The organism is Ideonella sp. P3_A4 (genome assembly GCF_056403075.1).
Map to the genome: position 1 here is coordinate 1 of NZ_JBFUGE010000187.1, position 11121 is coordinate 11121.

General features: G+C 66.4%; 9 protein-coding genes. 6 read left to right on the forward strand and 3 right to left on the reverse strand.

What is annotated here, in order from left to right; genetic code table 11:
* From AC1DYI_RS17080 to AC1DYI_RS17095, 4 genes are all read left to right on the forward strand, one after another.
* Positions 1 to 1007 (forward strand): helix-turn-helix transcriptional regulator (locus AC1DYI_RS17080; RefSeq protein WP_477205333.1); only part of this gene is annotated, 1007 nt, incomplete at its 5' end.
* Between the two features lie 89 nt (positions 1008 to 1096).
* Complete coding sequence (locus AC1DYI_RS17085; RefSeq protein ID WP_477205334.1) at positions 1097 to 3049, forward strand: amidohydrolase; 1953 nt, start codon at positions 1097 to 1099, stop codon at positions 3047 to 3049.
* Positions 3050 to 3290: 241 nt separating this feature from the next.
* On the forward strand, positions 3291 to 5228 hold the full coding sequence (locus AC1DYI_RS17090) for a glycoside hydrolase (protein WP_477205335.1): 1938 nt from the start codon (positions 3291 to 3293) through the stop codon (positions 5226 to 5228).
* Positions 5229 to 5302: 74 nt separating this feature from the next.
* Positions 5303 to 6751 (forward strand): DUF1593 domain-containing protein, encoded by a 1449-nt coding sequence (locus AC1DYI_RS17095; RefSeq protein WP_477205336.1) that lies wholly within the window; start codon positions 5303 to 5305, stop codon positions 6749 to 6751.
* A gap of 226 nt (positions 6752 to 6977) precedes the next feature.
* Here AC1DYI_RS17095 and AC1DYI_RS17100 read toward each other — a convergent pair whose 3' ends face one another.
* Positions 6978 to 7385: a RidA family protein gene (locus AC1DYI_RS17100; RefSeq protein WP_477205337.1), complete on the reverse strand. Its 408-nt coding sequence runs from the start codon at positions 7383 to 7385 to the stop codon at positions 6978 to 6980.
* 93 nt (positions 7386 to 7478) lie between these two features.
* A complete protein-coding gene (locus tag AC1DYI_RS17105) occupies positions 7479 to 8372 on the reverse strand; it encodes a LysR family transcriptional regulator (protein ID WP_477205338.1) in 894 nt (297 codons plus the stop codon).
* Positions 8373 to 8756: 384 nt separating this feature from the next.
* Between AC1DYI_RS17105 and AC1DYI_RS17110 the strand changes: the two genes are divergently transcribed.
* Together AC1DYI_RS17110 and AC1DYI_RS17115 are read left to right on the forward strand one after the other, a co-directional pair.
* Positions 8757 to 9149 carry an ArsR/SmtB family transcription factor gene (locus AC1DYI_RS17110; RefSeq protein ID WP_477205339.1) on the forward strand — a complete coding sequence of 131 codons (393 nt, stop codon included), beginning with the start codon at positions 8757 to 8759 and terminating at the stop codon, positions 9147 to 9149.
* Positions 9133 to 9624 (forward strand): SRPBCC family protein, encoded by a 492-nt coding sequence (locus AC1DYI_RS17115; protein WP_477205340.1) that lies wholly within the window; start codon positions 9133 to 9135, stop codon positions 9622 to 9624. Before AC1DYI_RS17110 ends, AC1DYI_RS17115 begins: the two co-directional genes overlap by 17 nt.
* A gap of 85 nt (positions 9625 to 9709) precedes the next feature.
* Here the strand turns inward: AC1DYI_RS17115 and AC1DYI_RS17120 are convergent.
* Positions 9710 to 11121: tryptophan halogenase family protein (locus AC1DYI_RS17120; RefSeq protein ID WP_477205341.1), on the reverse strand; the 1412-nt coding region annotated here is incomplete at its 5' end.

Consider the following 11121-nt stretch of genomic DNA (forward strand, 5'->3'; position numbering starts at 1 on the left):
CCCCTAAACTGCCGTTGATGCAGATCCGCCACCAGACTCTCGAAGCGTTCAGCAACGGACTGCTGGCGCTCGACAGGCTGCCCCGGGATGCGTCGCCTTCGCGGCTGATGAGGGAGGGCCTGATGGGTCTTCGTGCGTTGGTGCCGTTCGACGCCGCGTGGTGGGGCGAGTGCTCCGGCGGCATCGATGGCCTGGCGCCCCGCAACTGGCTGAGTGGTCGGATCAATCTGAGCGTCGACTTCGCTCGTGAGTGGAACCACATCAGCGCCTTGGACCGCTTTGCCCTCGACTCGATGGAGCGCCTCGATACCGTCGTCTGCCAGACAGGGTACGAGGATCCCGAACCGGTGGTCGAGGCTTTTGCCCGCCGCCATGACCTGCATCAGATCCTGGCCATCACCCGTGCGCTGCCCCGTAGCGGCCTGATGCATTTCATCTCGGTGTACCGGCATCAGGCCTCGCCCTTGTTCGAGCCTGCGCACCGCGTGCTGTTCGAGCAGTTCAGCGCACACCTCATGCAGCGCTGGAGCGAGCGCGTCGCGACGATGTTGAGCCAGGCCGGGTTGCGGGCAGGTGATGCGCACGCCCTGGTGGATGCCACGGGCGGGTTTGCCTACATCGATGCACAGCTCGCATTGCTGCTGCGCGAACGCTTCCCTCACTGGGACGGCGAGCAGCCGCCGGCGGACCTGGTCAAAGCGCTGCGGCAGACCGGCTCGACGCTGAAGCTTGGCGCRTTGCGTCTGGCCGTGCACCGGTGCGGTGAGCTGCTGCTGGTCAGCCTGATGCCTCAACGGCGTGCGGCGCTGCTGCCGCCGCGCGAGATGGGCGTCGCCTTGTTGTATGCCGACGGCCGCTCGCACAAGCAGATCGCCGCCGAGACCGGCCTCAGCCCCACGACCGTGCGCACCTACCTGCGCGAAGCCTACCTGCGGTTGGGCGTGTCCAACAAGGTGGCGCTCGGCCGCATCTTGAGCAGCCAGAGGTCGCCCGGCGGGGCGGGCTGACCCGGGCCTTCCCCATTTGCAGAGGGTTGTGCCTGTGCGCGGCAGATACCTTCCGGCATGCCCATGTCGGGCGTGTTCCGGGGGGAAACATGAACTTGGGCAAGGCAGGCGCCGCGCTGTTGGCGGCGGTGAGCGTGGTGGCGTTGGCCGTCGGCTGTGGTGGTGGCGTCGAGAACGCGGAGGTGGTGCTGCGCGGCGGCAAGGTGGTCACGATGAATGGCGGGGGCACCGTCGCGCAGGCCGTTGCGGTCAAGGACGGCCGCATCGTCTTCGTCGGCTCGGACGCTGATGCCTCGAAGCGCATCGGCCCCGACACGAAGGTGATCGAACTCGGCGGCCGCATGGTGATGCCGGGCTTCGTCGATGCCCACCTGCATTCCCTGGCCGGCGGCCGGGCACTGCTGCTGTGCGACCTGGCCTATGCGCCGCTGACCCGCGCCCAGCTGGCTGGCCGGCTGCAGGCCTGCCTCGACGCGACACCCGAAGCCGGCCCCGACGCCTGGCTCGAAGCCGTCAACTGGGACCGGCAGTCGACTGCTGCGCTGGATGCCGACCCGACCCGCGCGTTGCTGGATGGACTGAATACCACGCGGCCGATCGCGGTCACCTCGGCGGACTTCCACTCGGTGCTGGCCAACTCCCGCGCCTTTGCGCTGGCTGGCATCGACGCGGGCACGCCCGATCCGGTCGGGGGCAAGTTCCTGCGCGACGAGAGCGGAACCCCCAGCGGCATCTGCGAGGACGCTGCGGGGTTCCAGCTGAAGGCGGCCATTCCGCCCGACAGCGAGGCCGACCTGCTCAAGCAGGGGCGGGCCGCACTGGCCGCGATCCGGGAGCAAGGCATCACCACCTTCATGGACGCGGCGGCGGGCAAGCCGCACTTTCAGGTGTTCAAGGCGTTGCGCGACGCTGGCGAGCTGACCGCGCGCGTGCACCTGGCGGTCAACATCGATCCGGCACTGGCGAACAGCGCCCCGACAGAAGCGATCGCCCAGGCCAAGGCGCTCGCAGCGCTGGCCGGATCCGACGCGTCAGCACCGGCGCCTGGCATCCAATCGCGCACCGTCAAGGTGTTCCTCGACGGGGTCGTCAACGCGCCGGCGGACACCGGCGCACTGTTGTCGCCTTACCTGCAGAACGTCGGCACCGACGACGCGCCGCAGTGGGTGGCTGGCAGCAACCTCGGCCAGTTGTACTACTCGCCCGAGTCGCTGCGTTCGTTGATGCTGGCCGCGGTGGATGCCGGCCTGGACATGCACCTGCACGCGACAGGTGATCGCGCCGTTCGCACCGTGCTCGATGGAGTCGAAGCGACCCGGGCCGCGCGAGCCGGCGCCGATTTCCGCGTCGCGGTGGCCCATGACGAGACGGTCGCGGTGGCCGACTACGGGCGTTTCGCGGCGCATGACGTGATGGCGACGATGTCCTTCCAGTGGGCCCAGCGGGCGCCTTACTCCATCGGCGAGACCGAGAACCACCTCGGTGCCGAGCGCTTCGCCCGCATGGAGCCTTCGGGCAGCCTGCAGCAGGCCGGCGCTCGCATCGTGCACGGCAGCGACTGGCCGATCGATCCCTTCGACACCTTCCTGGCGCTCAAGGTGGGCGTCACCCGCTCGGGCGACCCGACCAACCCGCACAGCGCGGCGAGCCTGTCACCTATCTTCGAAGGGCCCATCAATGCGGATCCGGCGCTCTCGCGCGAGGCGGTGCTGGCCGCGATCACCGTCAACGCTGCGCATCAGTTGCGGCTGGAGCGCCAGGTCGGGACGATCGAGACCGGCAAGTTCGCCGACCTGATCATCCTGGAGCGCGACTTCCTCACCGTGCCCGACGAGGAACTGGGCCGCAACCGGGTGCTGTTGACGATGGTCGGGGGTGACGTCGTTTTCGCGACGGACACCTTTGCCGGCCACCTGGCGGCCCGACGCGTCTCGCTGAACAACCGCGCTCAGGTGCTGAGCCCGCGTGGATCGGCGGGGCACGCCATCCCGACTCACGCGCCGGGTGCACCGCACGGCCAAGGCGATGGCCACAACCACTGAAATCGACTCGGCGCCGGTTTCTACTGGTCAAACCAATTTCCGGAGGAGCTATAGTGGTCTGACCAATTCAGCCGCGGCCATTGCCGGATGTCGCCTGCCGAACAATCAGAGCCGTGCCCCACGTGTGGAACGTCGACGGCCATGAGCATGACCGCGAGAGCTGGGCCGGCAACCTCTACCACTTCGCGCAGCAGATCTTCCGCTGAGCCCCGTTTCGCCAACCCAATCAACGAGCCCAAGCATGCCGCCGATATCAAACAAACCCAGCGAGCTCTCGACGACCACTCGAATCCGACATCGGGTGCGCTGCACGGCGATTGCATTGCTGAGTACTTGGGTGGGGGCTTGGGGCGGTGCGGCGTCAGCCACTCCCGCTGATGCAGGCACCGCGGAAACGTCCGCGCGCGCTCCGGTGCAGAAACAGAAGCCGCCCATCGCGTGGCCGGATCCGGCACCCGTCCGATGGGGCACCACGCTCAGCACGGCGCAGTTGAACGCCACATCCACCGTCGAAGGCACGTTCAGCTATTCGCCGGCGGCTGGCACGAAGCCGGAGGTCGGGGTTCAGTCGCTGTCGGTCACGTTCACACCGACGGACACGACCAAGTACACGACGAACACCGCCGTGCGAAAGCTGACCGTCAGCAAGGCCGAACCGCCGGTCAGATGGGATCTCCCCTCGGCCGTGCTGCAGGGTTCGGCGCTCACGCCCGCGCAGATCACGACCAAGCCCTACGCGCTCTACGGCATTCAGGGCACGGCCGATCCCTCGACCTACAAGACCGTGGACGGCAAGCCGCTGAGTGCCGTGACAACGAAGGTGGCCGGGACGGCCATCATTCAAGCCACGTTCGTGCCCAGCGACAGCGCGCACTACAGGACGTCGATCGTCAGCACGGCGCTGACCATCGTTCCCTCGACGAACAAGGCAGACATCGACTTCAGGGATGCGAAGCAGAGGATCCAGGGCTTCGGCGGCTCGGCCGCCTGGTACTACAGCAAGATGTCGGACGATCGCCTGAATGTGCTGTTCGGCACCAGCCGGCCCGACAGCCTGGGACTGGACATCATCCGCATGCGGATCGCGCCCGCGGATTGGAACGCTGCCACACAGACGGCCGACACCAATCAATGGTTTCCGGAACTGGAGAACGCCGCCGCCGCACAGGCACGCGGTGCCCTTGTCTTTGCCTCGCCGTGGTCACCGCCCGCGAGCATGAAGATCGTCAACACGGATCGCAGCAATCCGCTCTACAGCGGCCGCCTCAACCCGACGATGTACGCGGACTACGCCAATTACCTGAACGCCTACATCCGGTATGCGGCCACCCGCCAGGTGAACCTCCACGCCATTTCGCTTCAGAACGAACCGGACTGGGACCCTCAAACCTATGAGTCCTGCCTCTGGAGCCCGGAAGAGATGACCTCCTGGGCCGGCGGCCACGGGGCGAAGGCCGTCGCCGGCACCGCCACCAAGCTGATGGCGCCGGAATCCTTCTACTTCTCGCAGGCGACCACCAACGCGCTGCTGGCCGACACCAACGCCGCCGGGAACATCGCCATCGTCGGCGGCCACCTTTATGGCGGTGCACCGAGCTACCCCGGCTCGGCCGCGAAGCATGGCAAAGATGTCTGGATGACCGAACACTACCTCGACTCGGTCAACCAATCCAACAGCAAGACTTCGTGGGCCACCAGCATCGACGATGCGATTGCCATCGCGAAGGAAATCCACGACGGCCTGACGCTGTCGCAGTACAACGCCTACGTCCATTGGTGGCTCGTCAACTCCAACGACTCGACACCGACAGGCCTGATCAGTTCGAACAACGTGCCGACCTACTTCGGCATCGGCATGAAGCACTTCTCGTACTTCATTCGTCCGGGCTACGTTCGCTACGACGCCACCTCGCTGCCGCAAAAGGGCGTCCATGTTTCCGCGTTCGGAACACCTGCTGGCGCTGCTGAAGACAAGGCGGTGATGGTGCTGGTGAACGAGAACGCCGTCGACGTCACGCTCACGGCGGCCATCCATCCCGCGGGTCGCGAGTTGACCACTCTGACGCCGTATCGCACGACGCAGACCGCCACATTCCAGCAGCAGCCAGCGATCGCGGTCAGTGACCGTTCGTTCTCCGTCGTGCTTCCGGCCAAGAGCATCACGACCTTGGTGAACTAGGAGCGTGGCTGTTCGGCCGAGAACCTCTTCCATCTCGCGCAGCGGCTGTGCCGCTGAGTAGGAGCCGGACCGACATGCTCAGACTCGTACTCGCCGCGCTGCTCGGCACGCTCATGCTGTCGGCCGGCGCTTCGGCCGCGCCTGAAGCGCCGGCCGTCAAGCCGCGCCTCGTCGTCCTCACCGACATCGAGAACGAGCCGGACGATACCCAGTCCCTGGTGCGGCTGCTGCTCTATGCCAATGACATCGAGCTGCGCGGCCTCGTGGCGACGACCTCGGTGCACATGCGCCAGGGTGTTCACCCCGAATCCATCCGTCGCGTCATCGAGCGCTACGGCCGGGTGCTGCGCCGGCTGCGCGAGCACGACCACGCCTACCCCGATGCTGCGCAGCTGCTGGCGCGCGTCGCGCCGGGGCAGCCCGGCTACGGCCTGCAGGCCATCGGCGACGGGCGCGACAGCCCTGGCGCCAAGCTGCTGCTGCGCGAGCTCGAACGCCCCGACCCGCGCCCGCTGTGGGTCAGCGTCTGGGGCGGTGCCAACACGCTGGCGCAGGCTTTGCACAGCCTGCAGCGCACGCGCCCGAAAGAAGCCGTCGACGCGGCGGTCGGCCGCCTGCGCATCTACGCTATCTCCGACCAGGACGACAGCGGCGCCTGGCTGCGCCGCGAGTTCCCGGGCCTCTTCTACATCGTCAGCCCCGGCAGCTATGCGCACCCCACCTGGAGCGCGATGCACCGCGAGATCGAAGGCATCGACAACCAACATGTCAGCAATGCCTGGATCGCGTGTCACATCCAGCAAGGCCACGGCCCGCTGGGCGCGGCCTACCCGGACGTTGCCTATGGCATGGAGGGCGACACGCCGTCCTTCCTCGGCCTCATCCCCAACGGCCTGAACGTGCCCGAGCATCCCAACTGGGGCGGCTGGGGCGGGCGCTACGAGCTGTACACGCCGCGCCGCGAGGACACTGACCCGGACGGCTTCACCGGCGGCGTGCCCGTCGAGGCCGAGACGCGCCCGATCTGGACCAACGCCGTGGACTGCTACCGGCCCTACGTTGCCGCAGCCTACGGCCGTCCCGTCAAGCCCGGTGAGCGCGAGTTCAACGACGCGGCTGCGACGCTGTGGCGCTGGCGCGAGGCCATCCAAAACGACTTCGCCGCCCGCATGCTCTGGACCACGCACCCGCCTGCCGAGGCGAACCACGCGCCCGTCGTGCGCCTGGCCCATGCCGCCGAGCTGCGGGTGCGCAGTGGCGACTGGGTGACGCTGGACGCCGGCCCTGCGACCGACCCCGACGGCGACAGCCTGAGCTTCCTGTGGTTCGCCTACCCCGAAGCCGGCACGCTCAAGACGCCGCTGTCGCTTGGCACGGAGAACCTGGCCCGGGTGGGCTTGCGTTTGCCGGACGTGGAGACCGCCGTCACGGCGCACGTCATCGTGCAGGTCACCGACAAAGGCACACCCGCTCTCACCCGCTACCAACGCGTGATCCTGCACATCGAGCCGCGGGCACGATGAAGTCGGAGCCGGCATGTCGCGGGCCAACGTACGCACAACTGCGTGCCGCCGCTACCCGTTCGCGGACTGTGCCGACAGCGGACCTTGGCCAGTGAGCTCGGGCGTCGAAAGGCAGCTTCCTGACGCGATCTCGTACTCACGTTGCCGGCCATGAGCCGCCGCTCTGCGTGACTCGCCGAGCGGCCGCTTCAGCGGTACTTGGTGCCGGGAGCCCGGACGAAAACCGTCACGGATGTTCGGGCAATTTGGCCAACGCTTCGATCTCGACGAGCGTATCGCGTGATGCCAGGGAAGCTACGCCGATGCCCGTCAAGGCCGGGCGAACCGTACCAAAGTGTCGGGCGAGCACCGGCACGAGCTGCGACATGCCGTCCGCAAGCTCGCCGCGGACATACACCCGCAGCTGCAGCACCTTGTCGAGCGAGGAGCCGGCCTCGTTCAGCACCGTGATCAGGTGCTCGATCGCGCCTTCGGCCTGACCTTCCAGCGTGGCGTGCCGGACGCGCGAGTCACGGTCCCAATCCACCTGGCCCGAGACAAAGACCAATCGAGATTCCAGGTCCACCTTGGCCTGCGACATGCCGACGGGTGCGCCGTCATAGAGGCCCGCGGGATTGACTAGCTTCGTGCTCATTTGCCGTCCAATGCTGAGTTGCGATGCTCGACAGCTTAGGAACGGCTTGCGCAGCGTGCCATGTCGGCACGCTTGTAGTGGTCACAAGCAGCGCTATCTTGCTGTACCGCACGTGGTCCGTACGTGGTTGAGCACCCAGGTCAACAGCGAGTCGGACATTGCGGACGGATGGTAGGCCGCGACCACCTGGAAGCCAGGCGGATACTTCTCGAGCGGCACCTCGCAAAGCCCTTCGCAGGGCAGCAGACGCGACGGCATGAAGGCCACCATGTCGGACTGCCGCAGGTACTCGAGCGCCATGAAGAACGAGGGCACTGACGCCACGACGCGGCGCCGCAGCCCCTGCTGCTCGAACCAGCTTCCCGCCGAGCCGTCGAAGCTCGGCACCGCTGGAGACACCACGAGGAAGTCATGTGCCACGAGCGACTCCAAGGGCAGTGCGTTCGGCCCTTCGGTCAGCGGCCTGGCAGCGACGCACACATACCTCTCCGTGAAGAGCGGGGTCGAGAGCAGACCTTCAGGCACATAGCCGTTCGATGTGAAGGCCACGCCGATCTCACCCTCTTGCATCCGTCGGACCAAGCCGGCGCTTTCGATGTTGGAGATCTTCACCTTGACCCGCGGAGCCGCGCGGCGCAACTCGCGAATCAGGTCGCCGACGATGATGCGTTGCGCATGGTCGGTGGCGGAGATGCTCAAGGTGCGCTCCATGTCCTCAAGCGCGATCGACGTCGGCATCGGCATCGCATGGATCAGTGCCAGCAACTGCCGGACATGCGGCTGTATCAACTGGCCATAGGCTGTCGGCACCATGCCGTGACCGGTGCGCACGAACAGGGGATCGCCAAGAATCTCCCTGACCCGCTTGAGCTGGAGGCTCACGGCTTGCTGCGAGACGTCGAGCGCCTCGGCCGCCGCGGACACGGTCCCCTGCTCATAGAGGGCGCTGAGCATCCGGAGATGGTTGAGTTCAAGCTTCTCGATCATGAACGGCCAAAATTTGTGGGCTGGCTCCGAGCGACATACGTCGAGCGGAGCGGCCCGTCACCAGATTGCAATTGCTGCCGAGCATAGCTGTCGTTCGCCGTTGGACGCCCAAGGACCGCAACGGGTCGTCACGACCAAGCCAGGGGATGCGTTCGAACTTCAAGTCAGGAACACATTGCAGTCGGTCAAGGCCGACCGGCGGCTGTCCGTCGTGAGCCGCTGATCGGTGCGGCCGACTCGGAGGTCGTTGACGACCGACTGCGGACATCGCGAAGCCTCAACTCATCGCCGAAAAGTCGACGTTCGATGGCATTCGCACTTGGGCGTCTTAGCGCATCCGGACGAGTTGCCCCTGGAGTTCTACGAACACGGGTGCAAGTGCGCTTGCATCCTGCGATCGTCGACCATATACTGAACTGTATGGTTCAGTATTCATCTCGTCTCGACGTCTCCTTCGCCGCGCTGTCCGACGCGACCCGGCGCGGCGTGATCGAGCAGCTCTGGCGCAAGGACGCCTCGATCACAGAGCTGGCCGAGCGCTTCCAAATGACGCTGACGGGCATGAAGAAGCACGTCGGCGTGCTGGAGCAAGCTGGTCTGGTCATCACCGAGAAGGTAGGGCGCGTGCGCACCTGCCGGCTGGGGCAGGGCGCGCTGGACGAGGAGTGGGCCTGGCTTGAGCGCTACCGCCGCATGTGGACGGCACGCTTCGATGCGCTGGACAAGGTCGTCGAGGAACTGAAACGCAAGGAGAGAGACGATGGTCGAAAGAAGTGAGTTCGCGGGCGCGAAGCATCCCACCTCGGCGGAGCGCAAGTCCGAACGCGAAGTGGTTGTCAGGCGTATCTTCGACGCGCCCGCACGCCTGGTTTTCGAGGCTTGGACGCGGCCTGAGCTGTTCAGGCAGTGGTGGGTGCCGAAGTCGATCGGGCTGGTGCTGTTGTCCCTGGAACAGGACGTGCGCGTGGGCGGCGGCTACCGCCTCGTGTTCGACCTCGGCGACTCGAACACGATGGCCTTCTTCGGCAAGTACATCGAGGTAACGCCGCCGTCGCGCCTGTCTTGGACGAACGAAGAAAGCGACGACGGCGCCGTGACCACCGTCACGTTCGAGGAGAAGGACGGCCAGACACACCTGACCTTCTCCGAGCTCTACCCAACAAAGGAAGCACTCGACCGCAACATCGGGAGCACGGAGGGGCTGCCCGAGCAGTTCGCGCAGCTGGACGCGTTGCTCCCGACGCTCGTCTGACGGCGGCGAGCGCTCCGCGGTCGAAGGTTGATGCACACCCAGGACGCGCCGACGTTGGTGGTGCGGAAGAAGCCGTCCACGCCGTTCACCTTGCCCGAGAGGCAGATGGCTGGGTAGCAGGTGCTCGCACTGCTTCCGAGCCGCCGTGCGTGACGAGGCGGGCCAGGAAGTCGCCGTGGTCGGGCATGGTTGGCACCGCGCGCCGAATCGCTTCGTGAACCCCCGCCAGGTGCCTTCGCACCATGGCGAGATCCACCCGATCGACGTAGGGGTCGTAGCGCTCCGGCACGATGCCCAATCCGAACAGGATCGACGCCCATGAGGGAACGCCAAAGCCTTCAGGCTCGATGATGGCCACGCGCCCGCTGCTGCGGAACAGCTCGATCTGGTGCGCAAGATCATCCGGGATCGGCATCTCGACGCAGTAGCGCCAGAAGGCGCTGTCGCGGCGCTCGCCGAGCTTGTAGTGCAGGATGATGAAGTCGCGCACCGATTCGTAGCGATAGGCCATTTGCCGATTGAACTCTGCTGCCAGCGCAGGCGCGAAATGGCGGTCCGGCATCAGTGCCGTCAGGCGGCTGACGCCGTCCATGATGAGCTGGAGGCTGGTGGACTCCAGCGGCTCCAGGAAGCCCGAAGACAAGCCGATGGCCACGACGTTCTTCACCCAGGCTTCGCGCCGCCGGCCGGTGGTGAAGCGCAGCGGGCGCGGATCGTCCAGTGCCTGGCCGTCCAGGCCTGCGAGCAATGTCTGCGCGGCCTCGTCGTCGCTCAGGTGAGCGCTGCAGTACACCAGGCCATTGCCGGTGCGGTGCTGCAGCGGGATACGCCACTGCCAACCGGCCGCCTTGGCGGTGGAGGTGGTGTAGGGCGTCATCGGATCCACCCGTTCGCAGGGCACGGCCAGTGCGCGATCGCAGGGCAGCCAATGGCTCCAGTCCTCGTAGCGTGAATTCATCACGCCGTCGATCAGCAACGCGCGAAAGCCCGAGCAATCGATGAACAGGTCGCCGTCGATGCGGCGGCCATCGCGCAAATGAACCGCTGCCACGAAGCCGTCACCCGGCCGCGTCTCGACGTCGACGATGGTCCCGTCGATGCGCTGCGCGCCGTGGCGCAGTGCGTAGTCCCGCAGGTAGGTGCCGTAAAGCGCGGCGTCGAAGTGGTAGGCGTAGCCGTATGCATTGGCAGGCGAGGGCTCGCCGTCTTGTGGCAGGGCGAAGCGCTGGTGTCGCGCCATCATCGTGGCGGTGGACCACTCCTCGTACGAGGGCAGGCCAGGCTCGCTGGCGCGCAGCCGCAGCCAGTACATCCACAGCGGGCGGGAATGGATCGTGGGGCCGAAGTCGCCGAAGCCATGGAAGAAGCGATGCCCGACGCGGCCCCAGTCCTTGAACTCGATGCCCAGCTTGAAGCTCGCCCGTGTCTTCTTCACGAAATCGGCCTCGTCCAGGCCGAGCATCTGGTTGTAGAACGCAATGGTGGGCAGCGTGGCCT

Coding starts and splice junctions, on each gene's coding strand:
- AC1DYI_RS17085 (WP_477205334.1), top strand. CDS start 1,097: ATGAACTTGGGCAAGGCAGGCGCCGCGCTGTTGGCGGCGGTGAGCGTG.
- AC1DYI_RS17090 (WP_477205335.1), top strand. CDS start 3,291: ATGCCGCCGATATCAAACAAACCCAGCGAGCTCTCGACGACCACTCGA.
- AC1DYI_RS17095 (WP_477205336.1), top strand. CDS start 5,303: ATGCTCAGACTCGTACTCGCCGCGCTGCTCGGCACGCTCATGCTGTCG.
- AC1DYI_RS17100 (WP_477205337.1), bottom strand. CDS start 7,385: ATGAGCACGAAGCTAGTCAATCCCGCGGGCCTCTATGACGGCGCACCC.
- AC1DYI_RS17105 (WP_477205338.1), bottom strand. CDS start 8,372: ATGATCGAGAAGCTTGAACTCAACCATCTCCGGATGCTCAGCGCCCTC.
- AC1DYI_RS17115 (WP_477205340.1), top strand. CDS start 9,133: ATGGTCGAAAGAAGTGAGTTCGCGGGCGCGAAGCATCCCACCTCGGCG.